The following is a 19741-nucleotide window of genomic DNA, read 5'->3' as shown; positions in this document are numbered from 1 at the left end:
CCCCTTTTCCACGGAGCCACCGCGATGAACCTGAAACTCTATGCCCATCCCTTTTCGCTGTATTGCCAAAAGGTGCTGGTCGCGCTGTACGAAAACGACATCCCGTTCGAATGGCGCAAGCTGTCGGAGGAACAGCCGGAGGTCTACGCCGAGTTCGCCGCCATCTGGCCGATCAAGCGCTTTCCCGTATTGGTGGACGGCCATCAGCCAATCATGGAATCGAGCATCATCATCGAGCATCTGGAGCTGCATTACCCAGGCCCGGTTTCGCTGCTGCCGGCGAACGCGCGCGACGCGCTGGACGTGCGCAACCTCGATCGCTTCTTCGACTGGTACGTCACCACGCCGGTGCAAAAAATCGTGTTCGACGCCATTCGTCCGGAAGACCATCGTGACGCTCGCGGCGTACGCGATGCGCGCGAGATGCTTGACACCTCCTATGCATGGCTGGACAAACAACTGCAGGGGCGGGAATGGGCCGCGGGCGATCACTTCAGCCTGGCCGACTGCAGCGCGGCGCCATCGCTGTTCTATGCCGACTGGACGCATCGCATCGATCCGTCGCTCACCAACCTCATCGCATACCGCAAGCGCCTGCTTGCACGGCCGTCGTTCGCGCGCGCGGTGGATGAAGCCCGGCCGTATCGCCCCCTTTTCCCCTTGGGTGCGCCCGATCGCGACTGATCTGGTCGCGCCATTGCCCTTCTCTGCACATCACGCTAACCACGGGTACGCTTGAATTTCCCTCACCTTCGTCGTGAGGGAACCGTGGCATGCCTCAGCGTCCAGATGATTCGCCGGAGCATGCATCGCGCCGAAGCTTTCTGCAGATGATCGGGATAACCGGCATGGCTTCCGGAGTCAGATGGTCCAGCGCCCAGGCAGGCGCAGCGCACGACCAGGCGCATCAGCACGTGGCTCGCCTTGACGACGCTCACTCGCACGTGAGCATCGTCGTCAATGGCAAGCCGCATGAGTTGGACGTGGACAATCGCACCAGCCTGCTCGATGTGCTGCGCAACGAACTGCAACTCACCGGCACCAAGAAGGGCTGCGACCACGGGCAATGCGGCGCCTGCACGGTGCACGTGAATGGGCGCCGCATCAATGCCTGCCTCAGCCTTGCGGCGATGCACGACGGCGATGAAGTCACCACTATCGAAGGCCTGGGCCAACCCGGCTCGCTGCATCCCATGCAGCAGGCATTCGTCGATCACGACGGTTACCAATGCGGCTACTGCACGCCCGGACAGATCATGTCCGCCGTGGCAGTGCTGCATGAAAAATGGGGCGAGAGCGACGCCGATCTGCGCGAAGCGATGAGTGGCAACATCTGTCGTTGCGGTGCATACCGGAACATTCTTGCGGCGCTCAAACAGGTGCGGCGCGGCTGAGCGGAGTGCCTTATGCAGACTTTCGCCTTTTCCCGTGCCAACGACATCCAGCAGGCTATCCAGGCCGGCGCGCACGCATCGACGGCGCAACAAGGCGCCGAAGTACGTTACGTGGCCGGCGGCACCACGTTGATCGACTTGATGAAGCTGGACGTGGAGCGGCCAAGCCACGTCATCGACATCAACCATCTGCCGTTGAATCAGGTGGAAACCACGCCGGATGGACGGCTGAAAATTGGCGCATTGGTACGCAATGCGGATCTGGCGACGCTTCCGGAAGTGCAACGCAACTACGCTGTGCTGTCGCAGGCCTTGCTGGCCGGAGCGTCCGGCCAGCTGCGCAATATGGCCACCACCGGCGGCAACCTGCTGCAACGCACGCGCTGCGTGTATTTCCGCGACACTCACACTGCATGCAACAAGCGCGAGCCCGGCAGCGGCTGTCCGGCCATCGACGGCTACAACCGCAATCTGGCGATACTCGGCGTAAGCGAACATTGCATCGCCACCAACCCGTCCGACATGAATGTGGCGCTTATGGCGCTGGAAGCCAGCATCGTCATCCACGGCAGCAAGGGCGAACGGCAGGTGCCGATCAATGATTTCTTTCTGCTGCCGGGCGATACACCGCAGCGGGAAACAGTAATGGAGCCCGGCGACCTGATTACTTACGTGCTGCTACCCAAGCCGCAGCAAGGCGCGCGTTCGCATTATTTGAAATTGCGCGATCGTGCCTCCTACGAATTCGCGCTGGCGTCGGCGGCCGTACTCGTGACATTGCAAGGTGGAAACATCGCCACCGCACGCGTCGCCATGGGTGGCATTGCCACCCGTCCATGGCGCTCGCAGGAGGCGGAACAGGCACTCACTGGCCAGGCGCCGTCCCAAGCACTGTTCGACAAGGCTGCACATGCCTTGCTTGCGGATGCCAAGCCGCAACGCGGCAATGCCTTCAAGCAGGAACTCGCCCGCCGTTGCCTGGTGCAGGCGCTCACCGAAGCCACGGCGTGAGGACAACCATGTCACCCAGCGACAACCTCTCCACGCTTCCCATCATCGGCCGCCCGCACAAGCGCATCGATGGCCCGCTGAAAGTCAGCGGCACGGCGCGCTACGCCGCCGATTTTCACTTTCACGACCTGGTGTATGCCGTACCGGTATGCGCCACCATCGCCAACGGGCGCATTGCGAACATCGACACCTCGAGCGCCGCACGCATGCCGGGTGTGCGCAAGATCTACACGCACGAGAACATCGGCACGTTCTATCACGTGTCCAAAGCCAGCAAAGTGATGCTCGACGAGAAGCGCCCGCCGCTGGAAGACAACCAGGTACGCTACTACGGCCAATACGTGGCCTTGGCAGTGGCCGATACCTACGAGCATGCGGTGGCGGCGGCGCGCGCGATCAAGGCGACGTACGCGGACGTCAAGGCGCCATCGGTATCCACGCGGTTGAGCGCGGATAAACCACCGGAAAAGCAGACCGAGCGCGGCGATGCTGACGGTGCTTTCGAGCACGCGCCGGTCAAGATCGACCAGACCTACAGCACCCCCACCGAAACGCACAACCCGATCGAACTGCACGCCAGCGTGGCCTTGTGGGACGGCTCGCACTTCACGCTGTACGAGACCACCCAGGCGATCATGAATTACCGCGCGGTGATGGCACAAATGCTGGGTGTGCCCACCGACAACGTACGTGTGATCACCGAATATCTCGGCACCGGTTTCGGCGGCAAGCTATGGCCATGGCCACAAGCGCTGCTGGCAGCCGCCGCGGCGCGCGACCTGCACCAGCCGGTCAAGCTGGTGGTATCGCGCGAGATGATGTTCCACAACGTCGGCCACCGCCCGCATACGCAACAACGCCTGCGCCTGGCCGCCGAAAAAGACGGCCGCCTCGTGTCGCTGCGCCAGGATTACATCGACATGCGCGGCCAGCTTTCCGATTACCAGGAGGATTGCGGCGAAGCCTCTGGCTTTATGTACAGCACAGCCAATCTGCGCGTCACTGGCGCCTATACCGAACGCAACGTGGGCACCGGCACCTCCATGCGCGGCCCCGGCAAGGTGCCTGGTTCGTTCGGCCTGGAATCGGCGATGGATGAGCTGGCAATCGCACTCAACATGGATCCGGTCGCGCTGCGCCTGAAGAACGAACCGGAAAAAGACGAAGAGAAAAACATTCCCTTCTCGTCGCGCCACTTGAAGGAATGCCTCACGCATGGCGCGGAGCTGTTCGGTTGGTCGCGCCGCAATCCAGCAGCAGGTTCCATGCGCGACGGCGACACGGTGCTCGGCTGGGGCGTGGCGGCCTGCAACTGGATGGCCGCACGTTTCAATGCCGAAGCGAAGATCACGCTGTTCGGCGATGGCAGTGTGCGCGTCGCCAGCGGCACGCAGGATATCGGCACCGGCACGTATACCGTCATCGCGCAGATGGCCGCGGCGTTGGCCGGTGTCGACGTCGATGCGGTGAAAGTGGTGATCGGGGATAGCGATCTGCCGCCCGGGCCGTGGTCAGGTGGCTCGATGGCCACCGGCTCGATGGTGCCTGCCTTGGTACAAGCCATCGAGCAAGCCGGCGAGCAGCTGAAAACCATCGCCAGCGAAAACGAATCTTTCAAAGGCGTCGAAGCGAAAGAGCTTGTCTTTACCCAAGGCAAGGTGCATCGCAAAGACCAACGTCCCGATGCGGGCAAACATTTCCGCGACATCCTTTCATCCGCACGCGTCGCGCAAGTGGAAGGCCACGGCAAAGGCCAGAGCACGTTCGGCCAGAAAAATCCGCAATATTCCATGCAATCCTTCGGCGCACACTTTGTCGAAGTCGCGTGGCAACCCAAGCTCGCACGCCTGCGCGTCAACCGCACCGTCACCGTGATCGACGCCGGCCGCATCATCAATCCGCTTACCGGCCGCAACCAGATCGAAGGCGCGGTAGTGATGGGCATCGGCATGGCGATGTTCGAGGAAACGCGCTACGACGAACGCAACGGCAAGGCGGTGAACAGCAACCTGGCCGATTACCTGATGACCAGCCACGCGGACATGCCGGAGCAGATGGAGGTGGTGTTTCTGGATTATCCGGATACAAAGTTCAATGCGATGGGTGCGCGGGGTATTGGCGAGATCGGGTTGACCGGAATTGCGGCGGCGATCACCAATGCGGTGTATCACGCCACCGGCGTGCGCGTGCGCGATCTACCCGTGCACATAGAAGACCTGCTGTAGATTGGGGTGCGAACCCCAACATTGTGATGCCCGCATGCATGGCGATGTTGGGGTTCGCGTTCCGCTCACCCCAACCTACCAGCCAGGTTACGTATGCCGGTTACCCTGCCGCCCGGCCTCCGCATGCTGCTCGCTGCTACCGCCACGTGAACTTGCATTGCTCGAACGGGAACCACCATGGCTGTTCTCGCCGCCCTTGCGGCCTATATCCGCCATGTGCTCGCGATTCTCGCTCACCGCTTCACCGCCTTTCTGGCCGATCGCGGACATGTGTTCACGATTCTGGCTCACGGCTTCGCCACCCTTGCGCCCTGCTTCACGCGCTTCTTCGGAACTGAATTCGTGGGCGTGGCCGCTCTGGTGTGCTGCACGTCCACCCTGGCTGGCGATTTCACGCTGCCGCGCTTCATCCATACCGGCGAACCCGCGGCCGCCACGACTACCGTTTTCATTTGCCATTTCTTTACTCCAGATCAAAACCACGCACGACACGCCTGTGTGTCGCACGCAGCGATCATCCCTAAGCTCATCTGTAGCGGAAGTCTCGGCGCAGTGAAAAGCGCTTGCACGAAAAAAAACGCCACACAGGCGCCTGTCTGCTAAGCACGAGAGTGCAGTAGAAGCGCGCGACGTAGCGGAGGGGGTGACGAACGGCGCGGTGCTTCTACTGCGACAACTGCTTACGCTTACTGCGAATCACGTAGGCTGGGATGAAATCCCAGCTTTCTTTCGGGCTTCCTATGCCGGGATTTTCATCCCAGCCTACGATGTGGATCGCGAGCATCGTCAATACATCGAGGCATCGTCGACGCCGTCGGTAGGATTGGCCGTGGCGATATCAGGAGGACGGCCGCTGCGATGAATGTCACGCGCAGCCGGAGACGTTGTTGCATCTTCCCGCACGTGCAAACCCAGCATGTCGAACACCTCGTCGAACGAACGGTGCTCACCCGCCAGCGCAGGATTGGCGTCGTATTGCGTCGCGGCCCGGTTGTACTCCGCGCGCAGCCGCTCCCATACGGCTTCCTGGTCCGGTTGCGCATCCAGCAAGGCGCGCAACACGGTGACGATGGCGCAAGTCGTGCCGGCGAATGAAACGCTTTCGTCTTCGATCGATTCCATGGCGCACCTCGCATATAGCTTGTGGCAAGCATGCCCTGCGGCGGCACAAGCCCTTGTCTTTACCGGATGAACGAGCTCATCGACAGCACTGCGCCCGGCGCTCGCACAGGCTGCGCATGCATTTACTGGACGAATCCTTCCTGTACGCATCATTTGCACGCCGCGCTTTCTAGCATCGAACTCGCATTCCCTATGGAAACGGCTACGTGGACGTCAGGCACGATCCCGCGCAAACCCATGCCAACGACATAGCCATGCGCGAGATGCGCGCCGTGCTGGACGGCCAGCGGCGTGGATTCAGTGCGCTGCTGCCGTTTGCGGGGCCAGCGATCGTGGTGTCGGTGGCGTACATGGATCCCGGCAATTTCGCCACCAATATCCAGGCCGGCGCGCGCTACGGCTACGGACTGCTGTGGGTGGTGCTGGTAGCGAACATCGTGGCGGTGCTGCTCCAGGCGCTCTCGGCAAAGCTCGGCATCGTCACCGGCCGCAACCTGGCGGAATTGTGCCGCGAACAATTTCCTCTGCCGCTGGTGTGGCTGATGTGGGCGGTCAGCGAAATCGCCGCGATGGCCACGGACCTGGCCGAGTTTCTTGGCGGCGCGATCGGCCTGAGCCTGATTTTCAAATGGCCACTGTGGGCGGGCATGGTGATCACCGCCATCGTCACCTACGTGTTGTTGATGCTGGAACGAAGCGGATTTCGCAAGCTGGAACTCGCCATCGGCGCATTGGTCGGCGTGGTGGGCCTGTCGTATCTGCTGGAGCTGTTTATCGCGCCGGTGGATTGGGCCGAGGCGGGCCGGCAACTGCTGATGCCGCGCCTGCAGGACTCACAGGCGCTGCTGCTGGCGGCAGGCATTCTCGGTGCTACCGTCATGCCGCACGCCCTGTTTCTGCATTCCGGCTTGACGCAATACCGTTTTCCTTCGACGTGCGAAGCGGAACGTAAACGCGTGCTGCGCTTCTCCAACATCGAAGTGACGATTGCGCTCGGCATTGCCGGCTTGATCAACATCGCCATGGTGCTGATGGCAGCTGCGGCGTTTCACGCTGGTGACAGGCACGTCGCCGAAATCCAGAGTGCCTATCACAGCCTCACGCCCTTGCTTGGCCACGCGGCGGCGGTGATCTTTCTGGTGTCGTTGATTGCATCCGGCTTGTCCAGCTCGGCCGTCGGCACGATGGCCGGACAATTGGTGATGCAGGGCTTCGTTGGATTCACCATCCCGCTGTGGCTGCGGCGCCTGGCCACCATGTTGCCCAGCTTTGTGGTGATCTATTTGGGCGTCAATGCCACGCAAGCATTGGTGCTCAGCCAAGTAGTATTGAGCATCGCCTTGCCCTTCCCCATGCTTGCGCTGATCTGGTTTGTTTCCAGCAAACGCACCATGGGTGCTTACCGCGTCAGATCGTCCACGCTGTTGGCAACGGTCGCTTCGGCGATTTTCATCCTCGCACTCAATACGCTGTTGCTGCTCAAGGCATGACGGCGTGTCACCCGCATTGACAAGCGATTGACCGCATGTCGACCCGCATGCGTCCAGATTGGCGCCGCGGGCGACTGCTTGGTCCGCATGCGACGAGGAATCACCGATGGCCGAACACAACGAAAACCTGCTCGACTGGTTGCGCAATGCCCACGCCATGGAACAGCAGGCAGAGCAGATGCTGAAAGCCCAGGCATCGCGCATTCAGCACTACCCCGAATTGAAAGCGCGCATTGAAGCGCATATCGATGAAACCCTGCAGCAGCAACGCATCGTGGAAGACTGCATCACCCGCCTCGGCGGCAAGCCGTCGGTTGCGAAAGACTTCGCCGCCAAGACCATGGCCTTCGGCCAAGCCGTTGGCGGCATGGCCAATACCGACGAAATCGTGAAAGGCGCCATCGCCGGCTACGTATTCGAACATGTGGAAATCGCCACCTACACCACACTGATTGCCGCAGCGCAAGCAGCCGGCGACACGGCCACCCAGCGCGCCTGCGAAGCCATCCTGCCGCAGGAACAGGCCATGGCCGAGTGGCTGCTGAAACATCTTCCGCAAATCACCACGCAGTTCCTCGCGCGCGACGCCACCGAAGGTGTCGTCGCCAAGCGCTAACGCGGCAGCCTGCGTGCTGCACGCCATTTCGACTATGGAGACCCTACGCCATGTTTTCCCATAACAAGCGGTTGCAGTATTCCGTCCACGTTTCCGAATCCAACCCCGGCCTTGCCAACTTGATGCTGGAACAGTTCGGCGGTCCGCAAGGCGAACTCGCTGCCGCGATGCGTTACTTCACGCAGGCGCTGGCCGAAGAAGACCCCGGCCGCAAAGACATGCTGATGGACATCGCCACCGAAGAGCTGAGCCATCTGGAAGTGATCGGCTCGATCGTCGCCATGCTCAACCGCGGCGCCAAGGGCGAACTGGCCGAGGCGGTTGCCGAAACGGGCGAGCTGTATCGCTCGCTGCAAGGTGCGGGCAATGATTCGCACGTCACGCAGCTGCTGTATGGCGGCGGTCCTGCGCTCACCAATTCCGGCGGCATTCCGTGGACGGCAGCCTACGTCGATTCCATCGGCGATCCCACCTGCGACTTACGCTCGAATATCGCGGCCGAAGCACGCGCCAAGATCATCTACGAGCGCCTTATCAACGTCACCGATGATGCGGGCGTCAAGGAAGCGCTGGGCTTTTTGATGACGCGCGAAATCGCGCACCAGCTTTCCTTCGAGAAAGCGCTGTACGCCATCGAACCGAACTTCCCGCCCGGCAAACTGCCCGGCAAGCAGGAATTCGCGCATGTGTACGTGAATACCTCGCAAGGCGAAGGCGATACGCGCGGGCCATGGAACAGCGATGAGAACTTCACCTTCATCAGCAACCTCGATGATTTCGTCGCGATGGATGGTGGCGACGGCCATGCGAAGGTGAAATTGGATTCGGAAGACCAGGCGTGCGTGAAGGCGTTTGCGCGGCGTACGGCGTCGAATGCGAAGATCAACCCGACGACCGGGGCGGAGCTGGGAGGGCGTTGAAGCTTCTGAGGAGCGAACCTTGCGAAGATGCTCATTCTCGTCATTCCGGCGAATGACGGCATCGTAGGCTGGGATGTAATCCCAGCATCGCCATGCATGGTCATGCTGGGATTTCATCCCAACCTACGAAAGCCTTCGCAACCGCAACGCATTGCTCGCCGCCACCATTGGTGACAAGGTGATGCCAGACAACGGATACAACACCCCGGTCGCCAACGGCACACCCAGCATCGTAGGCTGGGATGTAATCCCAGCACCGCCATGCATGGTCATGCTGGGATTTCATCCCAGCCTACGAAAGCCTTCGCAACCGCAACGCATTGGTCACCACCGACACTGACGACAAACTCATCGCCAACGCCGCCACCATCGGTGACAAGGTGATGCCAAGCAACGGATACAGCACTCCCGCTGCCAACGGCACACCCAGCGCGTTGTAGACAAAGGCAAAGAACAGATTCTGCCGAATATTGCGCACCGTCGCCGTCGACAACGCACGCGCACGCAGGATGCCGCCCAACTGACCTTTCACCAGCGTGATCTGCGCTGTTTCCATCGCCACGTCGGTGCCGTGGCCCATCGCAATGCCGACATCTGCAGCGGCAAGCGCCGGTGCGTCGTTGATGCCATCGCCGGCCATCGCCACGCGTCGCCCTTGCTTGCGCAAGCTTTCAATTACCGCCGCCTTGCCGGCTGGCGATACGCTGGCGTGCACGTCGTCGATCGCCAGTTCGCGTGCCACGACGTTGGCGGTGGTGGCGTGGTCGCCGGTAAGCATGACGATGCGCAGGCCGGCAGCTTTCAAGTCTTTCAGCGCTTGCGGCGTATCCAGCTTGATGGGATCGCTGACGCCGAACAAACCCGCCACCGTGCCGTCGACAGCCAAGAACATCACGGTGGCGCCTTCATTGCGCAAGGCTTCCGCCTGCACCAACGTTTCCGTTGCCAACGGCACCTTCAACTGTTGCATCAGCGATGCATTGCCAAAGGCCAGCTGATACTCCGGCGTTCGTCCGCTGACACCGCCACCGGCATGCACCTGAAAACCATCGATCGCCTGCAAACCCACGCCTTCGTTTTTGGCCGCGGCCGTGATCGCCTTGCCGAGCGGATGTTCGCTCGCCTGCTCCAGGCTCGCCGCCAGGCCAAGCATGTGGCCGCGCGTATGGCTATCCAAAACCAATACGGAAACCAGCGCAGGCTTGCCCTCAGTAAGCGTGCCGGTTTTATCCAGCACCAGCGTATCGACGTCGCGCATCGCTTCGATCGCCGCGGCATCCTTGAACAGCAAACCTTGCTGCGCGCCCCGCCCGCTCGCCACCATGATCGAGATCGGCGTCGCCAAGCCCAATGCACACGGGCAAGCGATGATCAGTACCGACACCGCTGCAATCAACGCGTGCGCCAGACGTGGTTCCGGCCCGAACCATGCCCAACCCGCAAAGGCCAGCACGGCTATTGCGATCACCGCCGGCACGAACCACGACGCGACGCGATCGGCCACGCGTTGCAGCGGCGCCTTGCTGCGTTGCGCCTGCGCTACCTGCGCGACGATTTGCGCGAGCATGGTGGAGGCGCCGACTTTTTCCACGCGCATGGTCAGCGCGCCTTGCTGATTGACGGTGCCCCCGGTGAGCGGATCGCCGGGTGCCTTGCTTACGGGCATGGGCTCGCCGGTGAGCATGGCTTCGTCGACTTGGCTGTGGCCGCTCAACACCACGCCATCCACCGGTACTTTTTCGCCGGGGCGGATGCGCAGTTCGTCGCCTGCTTGCACGTCATCGAGCGGCACGTCGTGTTCTTCGCCATGCGACATGCGTCGCGCCGTTTTCGGCACCAGGCCCAACAAGGCTTTCAAGGCGGCGCCCGTGCGGCGGCGTGCGCGCCATTCCAGGAAATCGCCCAGTGTGACCAGCGTGACGATGACCGCGGCGGATTCGAAATACACGCCGACGCGACCGTGCGCATCGCGAAACCCCGCAGGAAACAGCTGTGGCGCGAGAAACGCCAGCATGCTGTACAGCCATGCCACGCCGGTACCTGTCGCGATCAGTGTGTACATGTTCGGCTGCCAGGGCTTGAGCGAACGCCAGCCGCGTGCGAAGAACGGTGCGCCGCCCCATAGCACGACAACGCTGGCAAGTGCGGCTTCCACCCATCCGGTGGTGGCAGCCACATGCATGCCTGCGTGCGGCAACATCCCCAGCACGAACACCGGCAGGGTCAAGGCGATCAACCACCACAGGCGGCGCGACATCGCACGCGCTTCGCCGCTGTCATCCTCGTCCAGGCTCGGCATCATCGGTTCCAGCGCCATGCCGCATTTCGGGCAATCGCCGGGATGATCCTGCTGCACCTCCGGATGCATCGGGCAGGTGTAGATCGCGCCAGGCACGGCGGCCTGCGGTGCGCGCCGTTCATGCAGGTATTTGCCGGGATCGGCGAGGAATTTTTGCTTACAACCTGCTGCGCAGAAGTGATAGGCGTGGCCATCGTGCTCGGCATGATGCAGCGTGGCGGCAGGGTCGACCGTCATCCCGCAAACCGGATCCTTCGCCGATGTTCCGGTGTGAATATGCGCAGGCATGGCGTGCATCATCATCGGCGCGGGTTGCGCATACCGTGACGGTTCCGCATCGAACTTTGCCTTGCAGCCTGCGCAGCAGAAGTAGAACGTCTTGCCGGCGTAGTCGCTGTAGTGCTTCGCACCGGCCGCCTCCACGCGCATGCCGCAGATCGGATCGCGCGCGTCGCCTTCGGTCTTATGGCAGCACGAACCTTGCGCGCTCATGCTTGCGGCTCCTCGTCAGCCAGCGCGCGCAGGATCGGGCATTGTTCCGGATCGCCGTGGCCCGGGCAGACCTCGATCAATTGCTGCAAACCCGCACGGATGCGCATCAGTTCGGCAATGCGCGCATCGATGCTTGCCAGGCGCTGCTCAGCGCGCTTGCGCACCGCCCGCACGCCGCCGCTGCGGTCAGTGGAGAGCGCGAGCAGGTCGCGGATTTCTTCCAGCGTGAAACCCAGCTCCTTGGCGCGGCGGATAAAACGCAGCCGCTTGATCGCCGATTCGTTGTAGCTGCGGTAGCCGGAGGCGCGGCGCAGCGGCTCGGGCAGCAGGCCTTCGCGCTCGTAGTAGCGGATGGTGTCGATGGGAACGCCGGCGCGCTTGGCGACGGTGCCGATGGTGAGGGAGGGGGTTGGCGTGTTCATGAAGCGAAGTCTAGACCTTTGATCAAGGTCCAGAGTCAAGCATCCACGTGCCACGCCGCGACCAGCTTCCTCTCCCGCTTGGCAAGGGATCCCCAACCCGTCATTCCAGCGAAAGCTGGAATCCAGTGTCTCTCGGCCTCAAAGTCGCTGGATTCCAGCTTTCGCTGGAATGACGGGTTGGGGTTTCCGGCGATTGAAAACTTGAAGCTGGGAACATTGATCCCTGCCCCTTCCCCATCAAACAGGGCAGTGAGTTTTCGTGCACTGCAAAATCGATTCATTTTCCAGCCAGCTACTGCACACTTATCCCTGTAACCTTGCGCGCACTTCAGGGGCTACTCATCCACATGCATTCACCGAATAACGAATCACACACCCGCGCCTCGGTTCCGCTGGCGCCTTCGCTGGATCCCACGCTTGCCGCCGCGCAGATGCCGCGGCAATTCCGGCCCCTGGATTGGCGGGTGCTGTGGATCGCGTTTGTCGCCATGCTACTGGGCGGGGTGGTTGCCGTCGTCGCCAAGGTGCTGACGGCGCTGATCGGCCTTATTACCAATCTTTCTTTCTATGGGCGCTGGAGCTATGACTTCGGCAGCCCGGCCGGCAATCACCTGGGCTTGTGGGTGATCGCGGTGCCGGCCATCGGTGGCTTGATCGTCGGCGTGATGGCGCGCTGGGGTTCGCGCGCCATTCGCGGCCACGGCATTCCCGAAGCAATGGAACAGGTGCTGCTCAACGAAAGCCGCATCCCGCCGCGCATCACCTGGCTGAAGCCAGTGTCTTCGGCGATCGCCATCGGTACCGGCGGGCCGTTCGGTGCGGAAGGCCCGATCATCGCCACCGGCGGCGCACTGGGTTCGCTGATCGCGCAGCTGATGCACGTGACGGCCGACGAGCGCAAGACGCTGCTCGCTGCCGGTGCGGCCGCGGGTATGGCAGCGGTGTTCTCGGCGCCGATTTCCGCCGTGCTGCTGGCCGTCGAACTGCTGCTGTTCGAACGCCGTGCGCGTTCGCTCATTCCCGTCGCACTGGCCGCCACCGTCGGCACCGGCTTCCGCTACGTGCTGGAAGGCAACGCGCCGATGTTCCCGATGCCGGCGCTGGAGACGCCCACGTTGTCGGCGATCGCGGCGTACATCGTGCTGGGCGTGCTGGTGGGCGTAGTCAGTGTGTGGATCACCAAGCTCACCTACGCCATCGAAGATCATTTCGAGAAGCTGCCGATCCACTGGATGTGGTGGCCGGCGCTGGGTGGCATCGTGGTCGGTATCGTCGGCTACTACATGCCGCTGACGCTGGGCGTGGGCTACACCAATATCTCCGCCGTGCTGAGCGGCAGCATCGGCATGAGTGCGATGCTCGCGCTATGCCTGCTGAAGCTGCTGTCGTGGTCGGTGGCGCTGGGCAGCGGCACCTCGGGCGGTACGCTCGCGCCGCTGTTCACCATCGGTGGTGCGATGGGCGGCGTGCTGGGCATGGCACTGGCCAATGTGGCTCCGTGGCTGCATGTCGACCCGCACCTGGCGGCGCTGGTGTGCATGGCGGCGATCTTTGCGGGCGCGTCGCGCGCGTTCCTCACCTCGGTAGTGTTTGCGTTTGAAACCACGCAGCAGCCGCATGGCTTGTTGCCTTTGCTCGGCGCTTGCGCGGCGGCGTATCTGGTTTCCGGCCTGCTGATGCGCAACACCATCATGACCGAGAAGATCGTGCGCCGCGGCGTGCGCGTGCCATCCGACTACGCCGCCGATTACCTGGACCAGATCTACGTGCGCGACGCCTGCAGCCGCGACGTGGTGAGCCTCAAGGCCGAGCAGACGGTTGCCGACGTGCGCCAATGGCTGGCTTCGCAAGGCGCCAACACCAAGCACCAGGGCTTTCCGGTGCTCGATGCGCAAGGCCAGGTGATGGGCGTGATCACGCGGCGCCAGCTTTACGATGCCAACCTCGCGCTCGATACATCCGTGCAAGCGCTGATCAAGGTGGCGCCGATCGTGGTGCGCGAAGACCACACCCTGCGCGAAGCCGCCGATCACATGGTGGAGCGCGAAGTGGGCCGCCTGGTGGTGGTGAGCAAGGACAAGCCGCATCGCATGGTCGGCATCATCACGCGCGGCGATTTGCTGGTGGCGCATGCGCAGCGGTTGCGCGAGGCACGTTATGCGTCGCGGCATCTGGATTTGGGCAGGAAGCCGGCGGCGCCGTGACGTCGCGCATCTCGACCATCACGAAAAACTCTTCCCATCCCTGCTCCAGCGGTAGGTCAAGGAGCAGCAGCCACACCTCGTAGGCGGGGATGGAATCCCAGCGTGAATGGGCCTGACAAAGCTGGGATTTCATCCCAGCCTACAAAACCATCATGACCGACTTGATGCTTTACCAACCCATCAACGTCCTCAAGCCGATCGGGCCGGATATCTGGATCGTCGACGGCCCGATCGTGAATATGTCGGCCGTGTTCGGAATGCACGCCCCATTCTCAACACGGATGACAGTGGCAAAGCTCGCGCAAGGCGGCTTGTGGTGCCACTCGCCGATCGCACCGGACGATGCGCTGTTCTCCGCACTGGACGCCATCGGGCCCGTGCAACATCTGGTCTCTCCAAACAAACTGCACTACGCCCATATGGCCGCATGGAAGCGCCGATATCCAAGCGCTATCACGTGGGCTTCGCCCGGCGTGCGCGAACGCGCACGTAACCAGCGCATCCATGTCGCCTTTGACGCGGATCTGGACGACGAGACGCCGCCTGCATGGCGTGCGGAGCTGGATCAACTCCGCTTTCGCGGCAGCAAGGTCATGGAAGAATTCGTGTTCTTTCACCATGCCAGTCGAACGCTGGTTCTGACTGACCTGATCGAGAATTTCGAAGCCGGGAAATTGCCACGCATGTTGCGCTGGGTAGGCCGGCTCGGTGGCGTACTGGATCCGGATGGCAAAACGCCGTTGGACTGGCGTTCGACTTTTCGCAAATCCGTCGCCCGCGAGGGCCTCGCCTCCATCCTGGCCTGGCATCCGCAACAAATCATCCTGGCGCATGGGCGTTGCTATCTCGCCGATGGCGAACGCGAATTGAAGCGGGCGTTTCGCTGGCTCGCCTAGGGATGTCCTAATCTATTGCACTTACTCTCGCAGGCTGGGATGAAATCCCAGCGTCAGGCTTGCGAGAAAGCCGGGATTGCATCCCAGCCTGCGAAAAACCGCTTTACGCTTTCATTTACGACGCCACCAACGCATCATCCGCCGCCACAAACCCACCGGTCTGTCGCTGCCACAAGCGCGCATACAAACCGCTATGCGTAATCAACTCCGCATGCGTGCCGGTTTCCACCACCTTGCCCTTGTCCATCACCACCAGACGATCCATGCGTGCGATGGTGGAAAGGCGGTGCGCGATGGCGATGACGGTCTTGCCTTCCATCAATACTTCCAGGCTTTCCTGGATGGCCGCTTCCACTTCCGAATCCAATGCGGAGGTTGCTTCATCCAGCACCAGGATCGGTGCATCTTTCAACAGCACGCGTGCGATGGCGATGCGTTGGCGCTGGCCGCCGGATAGTTTTACGCCGCGCTCGCCGACCAGCGCTTCCAGGCCGAGACGGCCTTCGCCATCGACCAGGTTGGGAATGAATTCGTCGGCGCGCGCCTTGCGGATCGCTTCGTTGAGCTGCGCTTCGGTGGCATCCGGACGCCCATAGAGCAAGTTGTCGCGCACGGAGCGATGCAGCAGCGAGGTGTCCTGCGTGACCACGCCGATCTGCGAACGCAGGCTTTCCTGGGTGACCTGCGAGATATCCGTGCCGTCGATGGTGATGCGCCCGCCTTCCAGGTCGTACAGGCGCAGCAGCACGTTCACCAGTGTGGATTTGCCGGCGCCCGATGGACCGACCAGGCCGATCTTTTCACCGGGACGCACTTTCAGATCGAGGCCGGAAATCACGCCGCCCTGCTTGCCGTAATGAAAGTGGATGTCGTCGAAACGTACGTCGCCGGCCACCACTTCCAGCGGCATGGCGCCTTCCTTGTCCTGCACGGCGCGCGGCTGCGCGATGCTGGTGATGCCATCCTGCACGGTGCCGATGTTTTCGAAGATGCCGTTCACCACCCACATGATCCAGCCGGACATGTTGTTGATGCGAATCACCAAGCCGGTAGACAGCGCAATCGCTCCGACGGATACCCTGCCCTGGCTCCACAACCACACGGCGATGGCTGACGTACCCACGATCAGGAAACCGTTGAGCGTGGTGATGGCAATATCCATCGAGGTAGTCAGCCGCGTCATGCTGCGCAGCTTGCTGGTCTGCTCGCCCATCGCCTCGGCCACGTAGCTTTCTTCGCGCTGGGTATGCGCGAACAGCTTGAGCGTGAGGATGTTGCTGTAGCCGTCGACGATGCGGCCCATCAATTTCGAGCGCGCTTCGGAAGCCGCCCAGGAGCGCTTGCGCGTGCGCGGAATGAAGATGTACAGCGTGCCGATGTAACCAAACAGCCACACCACCAGAGGTGCGGCAAGCCACCAGTCGGCGTGGGCGAACATCACCACCGCGCTGCCGTAATAAATCGCCACGTACCAGATCGCATCCACGATCTGCACCGCCGATTCGCGCAACGATGCGCCCGTCTGCATGATGCGGTTGGCGATGCGCCCGGCGTAATCGTTCTGGAAAAAACCCAGGCTCTGGCGCATCACGTAACGATGATTCTGCCAGCGGATGCGATTGGTCAGGCTCGGCACGATCGCCTGGTTGACCAGCATGTCGTGCGCGCCGATGAACAACGGACGCAGCGCCAGCGCGACGAACGCCATCCACAGCAATTCGCGTCCGTGGACGGCGAAGAAGTCCTTGCCCGGCACGCCCTTGGCCATGTCGACGATGCGGCCGATAAAGCCGAACAGCGACACTTCCACGATCGCCACGCCAAAGCCCACCAGGATCGCCACCGCGAACACGGGCCACACCTGGCGCAGGTAGAACACATAGAACCGCCCCACGGACTTGGGCGGCATCGTGTCAACCGGGTCCTTGAAAGCATCGATGAGGGATTCGAACCAGCGAAAGATCATGGCGCGGAGTCCATTTGGCGAGCCAATGAGATGGGGTCGAAGGGCGCACTATACAGGGCGCTCTGCCGTAGGTTGGGGTGCGAACCCCCCAACATCGCGCCTCGTCGGCATGGCGATGTTGGGGTTCGCACCCCAACCTACGGGGGCTGAATGCTAACCCCACGTGAAACCCGCATCCGCGAAGTAACAATTGACCATCGGCGGTGCCATTCGGATCATGCCCGCCATGCCACATTTCCTTCGTAAGCTCATCGTCCCGTGCCTGCTGGCCGGTTTGCTGCTGTCAGCCGCGCACCCTGCCCTGGCCCAGAATGCGCCGGATGCATCCACCGCCAGTGCCACCCCCGCACCGGATCCGGCGCAGACACTGGCCGCTCTCAGCAAGCAGCTGGACGACATCAAGACTGCCTTCAACAGCAAGGGCGGAAACGCATCGTTGAATGATCTGCGCGATGAGGCCGGCAAGATCCAGCAGCAAGCCGACCAATTGGTGCAAACGCTCACCCCCGAACTGGAAAGCGTGCAGACGCGGCTGACCGTGCTCGGCCCCGCACCGGCTGCCGGTGCGCCGCCGGAAACGCCAGCGGTGAGCCAGCAGCGCCGCCAGTTGGAGCGCAGCAAATCCCGGCTGGATGGGCAGATCAAACAGGCGCAGCTGTTGAGCCAGGATGCGGTGAAGTTCGCCTCGCAAGTGGTCGAAGCGCACAACGAGCAATTTCAGGCGCAACTTGGCTCGCGTACCAACTCGCCGCTAGGCATCGCCTTCTGGCGCGACCTGAAGAAAGCATTTCCGGATGACATCGCCCGCATCGGCCACGTCAAGGATCTGCTGCTCGAAGATGCCGGCATCGCGTGGGAACCCGACAACCGGCAACCGCTGCTGCTGTGCCTGATCGGTGCGTTGCTGCTGATCGTGCCCGGCCGTTCGCTGGTGGAACGGCTGGCGCTGGCCATTGCCAGCCGCTATCTGCCCGATGGGCATCTGCGGCGCAGCGCGATGACGGCGGTCTTCACCCTGACCGTCACCTTGTCGCTCGGCCTCGCCGCATGGCTGGTGTATCAGGGCTTCAACTGGAATGACACGCTGGACGACGAAGTGCAGACTTTTGCACAAGGATTGGTGCGTTCGGTGTTCTTCGCAGCGTTCGTAGCCGGCCTGGGGCGCGCGCTGCTTTCGGTGAAACATCCTTCCTGGCGACTGCCGGCGTTGACCAAGTTCACCGCACGCAGCCTGCGCTGGTTTCCGTGGTTGCTGGGGGGCGCATTTCTGTTGCTGGGCCTGCTTGGGCGACTGAATACGTTGTCGGGCGCCAGCCTGCCGGCAACGGTTTGCACGCGCGCGTTTCTCGCCTTGCTGATTACCGGCCTGGCCGGCGCAGCCTTGACGCGCGCCAAGCGTGCGCGCACCACGCAGCGAAAAGAAGGCGAGAAGCCGCCGCAACACGCGCTATGGGTCGGCGGGCTGTTCGGGCTGGCCATGCTCGGCGTGGTGGTGGCGTGGCTTGCCGTGCTTACCGGCTTCGTGGCGCTGGGTTTCTTCATCTCGTGGCAGATGCTGTGGATCGGCATGATCGTGGCCTCGCTGTACATGCTCTCGCACCTGCAACGCGATCTGTTCCACACCCTGCTCAATCCGCACGGGCGCAGCGGCCATCGCCTGCAATCCACCTTCAGCATCCAGCCGAACATGCTGGAACAGGCCTCGACAGTGGCTTCTGCCGTCGCGCAGATCCTGTTGCTGCTGGTGGCGGTGGGCACGCTGCTGGTGCCGTTCGGCGGCGGCCCGCAGGACATCTTCGCGCACATCGGCAATGTGTTTTCCAGCCTCAAGGTAGGCCAGCTCACCATCAAGCCGGGTGCGATCTTCAATGCCTTGCTGGTGTTTGCGCTGGGCATGGTGGCGGTGCGCATCGTGCGCCGCTGGCTGGCCGACCAGTTGCTGCCGAAGACCACGCTCGACATCGGCATGCAGAACTCCATCGTCACACTGATCAACTACGTGGCGGTGGTGATCGTGGTGGCGCTTGCTCTGCGCACCGCTGACGTCAGCCTGGAAAGCCTGACCTGGATCGCCAGCGCGTTGTCGGTGGGTATCGGTTTCGGTTTGCAGGCGATCGTGTCGAACTTCATTTCCGGCCTGATCCTGCTGGCCGAACGGCCAGTGAAAGTCGGCGACTGGGTGAGCATGCCCGGCGTGGAAGGCGATATTCGCCGCATCAACGTGCGCGCCACCGAAATCCAGTTGAGCGATCGCTCCACCATGATCGTGCCCAACTCGCAGTTCATCACGCAGAACCTGCGCAACGTCACCCACGGCAACGCACTCGGCCGTGTGAAACTGAGCCTGCCGATGCCGCTGGATACCGATGCGGCAAAGGTGCGCGAGATCATGCTGGAAGCATTGCACGCGAATGAATCCACGATGGAAACACCCGCACCGGCGGTAACACTGGACGACGTCACCACCACGGCGATGACCTTCAGCGGCGTGGCCTACGTGCACAGCCCGCGTGAAGCTTCCGCAGTGAAGAGCGCGCTGCTGTTCGACATTCTGTCGCGACTGGCAAAGGCGCAACTGCCGCTGTCGACGCCGCAAAGCATGATCGTGAGAAACCTGGGACCGCTCGGCGAAGACAGCCCCGCAGCACCGATGTAGGTAACTTCGCAGGCTGGGATGAAATCCC

General features: G+C 62.3%; 14 protein-coding genes and 1 pseudogene. 10 read left to right on the top strand and 5 right to left on the bottom strand.

Annotated elements, in window-relative coordinates:
* From VJR68_RS08975 to VJR68_RS08960, 4 genes are all read left to right on the top strand, one after another.
* The coding region (locus tag VJR68_RS08975; RefSeq protein WP_324147333.1) for a glutathione S-transferase family protein at nucleotides 1-684 on the top strand (684 nt) is incomplete at its 5' end.
* An 89-nt stretch (nucleotides 685-773) separates the two neighbouring features.
* Nucleotides 774-1394, top strand: coding sequence for a (2Fe-2S)-binding protein (locus VJR68_RS08970; RefSeq protein WP_414647756.1), 621 nt, complete (start codon nucleotides 774-776; stop codon nucleotides 1392-1394).
* A 12-nt stretch (nucleotides 1395-1406) separates the two neighbouring features.
* On the top strand, nucleotides 1407-2405 hold the full coding sequence (locus tag VJR68_RS08965) for a xanthine dehydrogenase family protein subunit M (RefSeq protein ID WP_324147332.1): 999 nt from the start codon (nucleotides 1407-1409) through the stop codon (nucleotides 2403-2405).
* An 8-nt stretch (nucleotides 2406-2413) separates the two neighbouring features.
* Nucleotides 2414-4630: a xanthine dehydrogenase family protein molybdopterin-binding subunit gene (locus tag VJR68_RS08960; RefSeq protein ID WP_324147331.1), complete on the top strand. Its 2217-nt coding sequence runs from the start codon at nucleotides 2414-2416 to the stop codon at nucleotides 4628-4630.
* Nucleotides 4631-4867: 237 nt separating this feature from the next.
* On the opposite strand, the pseudogene VJR68_RS22045 reads toward VJR68_RS08960, so the two are convergent.
* Together VJR68_RS22045 and VJR68_RS08950 are read right to left on the bottom strand one after the other, a co-directional pair.
* Nucleotides 4868-5089, bottom strand: a pseudogene (locus VJR68_RS22045) (KGG domain-containing protein); the annotation flags it as partial.
* A 327-nt stretch (nucleotides 5090-5416) separates the two neighbouring features.
* Entirely contained in the window at nucleotides 5417-5752 is a 336-nt protein-coding gene (locus VJR68_RS08950; protein WP_324147329.1) for a hypothetical protein, read from the bottom strand.
* Nucleotides 5753-5958: 206 nt separating this feature from the next.
* Here VJR68_RS08950 and VJR68_RS08945 point away from each other — a divergent pair, with 206 nt between their 5' ends.
* From VJR68_RS08945 to VJR68_RS08935, 3 genes are all read left to right on the top strand, one after another.
* Nucleotides 5959-7242 carry an Nramp family divalent metal transporter gene (locus VJR68_RS08945; protein ID WP_324147328.1) on the top strand — a complete coding sequence of 428 codons (1284 nt, stop codon included), beginning with the start codon at nucleotides 5959-5961 and terminating at the stop codon, nucleotides 7240-7242.
* Between the two features lie 106 nt (nucleotides 7243-7348).
* Nucleotides 7349-7858: a ferritin-like domain-containing protein gene (locus VJR68_RS08940; RefSeq protein WP_324147327.1), complete on the top strand. Its 510-nt coding sequence runs from the start codon at nucleotides 7349-7351 to the stop codon at nucleotides 7856-7858.
* A 50-nt stretch (nucleotides 7859-7908) separates the two neighbouring features.
* Nucleotides 7909-8778 carry a manganese catalase family protein gene (locus VJR68_RS08935; RefSeq protein ID WP_324147326.1) on the top strand — a complete coding sequence of 290 codons (870 nt, stop codon included), beginning with the start codon at nucleotides 7909-7911 and terminating at the stop codon, nucleotides 8776-8778.
* Nucleotides 8779-9070: 292 nt separating this feature from the next.
* Here the strand turns inward: VJR68_RS08935 and VJR68_RS08930 are convergent, their stop codons facing one another.
* Together VJR68_RS08930 and VJR68_RS08925 are read right to left on the bottom strand one after the other, a co-directional pair.
* On the bottom strand, nucleotides 9071-11569 hold the full coding sequence (locus tag VJR68_RS08930) for a heavy metal translocating P-type ATPase (protein WP_324147325.1): 2499 nt from the start codon (nucleotides 11567-11569) through the stop codon (nucleotides 9071-9073).
* Nucleotides 11566-11991 carry a heavy metal-responsive transcriptional regulator gene (locus VJR68_RS08925; RefSeq protein ID WP_324147324.1) on the bottom strand — a complete coding sequence of 142 codons (426 nt, stop codon included), beginning with the start codon at nucleotides 11989-11991 and terminating at the stop codon, nucleotides 11566-11568. The genes VJR68_RS08930 and VJR68_RS08925 overlap by 4 nt, the downstream gene beginning before the upstream one ends.
* Before the next feature lie 431 nt (nucleotides 11992-12422).
* Between VJR68_RS08925 and VJR68_RS08920 the strand changes: the two genes are divergently transcribed.
* Nucleotides 12423-14195 carry a chloride channel protein gene (locus VJR68_RS08920; RefSeq protein ID WP_324147335.1) on the top strand — a complete coding sequence of 591 codons (1773 nt, stop codon included), beginning with the start codon at nucleotides 12423-12425 and terminating at the stop codon, nucleotides 14193-14195.
* A 152-nt stretch (nucleotides 14196-14347) separates the two neighbouring features.
* Nucleotides 14348-15091 (top strand): DUF4336 domain-containing protein, encoded by a 744-nt coding sequence (locus VJR68_RS08915; RefSeq protein ID WP_324147323.1) that lies wholly within the window; start codon nucleotides 14348-14350, stop codon nucleotides 15089-15091.
* Between the two features lie 115 nt (nucleotides 15092-15206).
* Here the strand turns inward: VJR68_RS08915 and VJR68_RS08910 are convergent, their stop codons facing one another.
* Entirely contained in the window at nucleotides 15207-17054 is a 1848-nt protein-coding gene (locus tag VJR68_RS08910) for an ABC transporter ATP-binding protein (RefSeq protein WP_324147334.1), read from the bottom strand.
* 229 nt (nucleotides 17055-17283) lie between these two features.
* Here VJR68_RS08910 and VJR68_RS08905 point away from each other — a divergent pair, with 229 nt between their 5' ends.
* Entirely contained in the window at nucleotides 17284-19713 is a 2430-nt protein-coding gene (locus VJR68_RS08905; RefSeq protein WP_324147322.1) for a DUF3772 domain-containing protein, read from the top strand.
* Nucleotides 19714-19741: the final 28 nt, after the last annotated feature.

Source organism: Dyella sp. (assembly GCF_035277725.1).
Taxonomy (GTDB): domain Bacteria; phylum Pseudomonadota; class Gammaproteobacteria; order Xanthomonadales; family Rhodanobacteraceae; genus Dyella_B.
This window is presented reverse-complemented; position numbering and strand designations above follow the sequence as displayed.

Excerpts from the sequence above, each read along its gene's own strand:
- VJR68_RS08970 (WP_414647756.1), top strand. The coding sequence starts at position 774 with ATGCCTCAGCGTCCAGATGATTCGCCGGAGCATGCATCGCGCCGAAGC.
- VJR68_RS08965 (WP_324147332.1), top strand. The coding sequence starts at position 1,407 with ATGCAGACTTTCGCCTTTTCCCGTGCCAACGACATCCAGCAGGCTATC.
- VJR68_RS08960 (WP_324147331.1), top strand. The coding sequence starts at position 2,414 with ATGTCACCCAGCGACAACCTCTCCACGCTTCCCATCATCGGCCGCCCG.
- VJR68_RS08950 (WP_324147329.1), bottom strand. The coding sequence starts at position 5,752 with ATGGAATCGATCGAAGACGAAAGCGTTTCATTCGCCGGCACGACTTGC.
- VJR68_RS08940 (WP_324147327.1), top strand. The coding sequence starts at position 7,349 with ATGGCCGAACACAACGAAAACCTGCTCGACTGGTTGCGCAATGCCCAC.
- VJR68_RS08935 (WP_324147326.1), top strand. The coding sequence starts at position 7,909 with ATGTTTTCCCATAACAAGCGGTTGCAGTATTCCGTCCACGTTTCCGAA.
- VJR68_RS08930 (WP_324147325.1), bottom strand. The coding sequence starts at position 11,569 with ATGAGCGCGCAAGGTTCGTGCTGCCATAAGACCGAAGGCGACGCGCGC.
- VJR68_RS08925 (WP_324147324.1), bottom strand. The coding sequence starts at position 11,991 with ATGAACACGCCAACCCCCTCCCTCACCATCGGCACCGTCGCCAAGCGC.
- VJR68_RS08920 (WP_324147335.1), top strand. The coding sequence starts at position 12,423 with ATGCCGCGGCAATTCCGGCCCCTGGATTGGCGGGTGCTGTGGATCGCG.
- VJR68_RS08915 (WP_324147323.1), top strand. The coding sequence starts at position 14,348 with ATGACCGACTTGATGCTTTACCAACCCATCAACGTCCTCAAGCCGATC.
- VJR68_RS08905 (WP_324147322.1), top strand. The coding sequence starts at position 17,284 with ATGCCACATTTCCTTCGTAAGCTCATCGTCCCGTGCCTGCTGGCCGGT.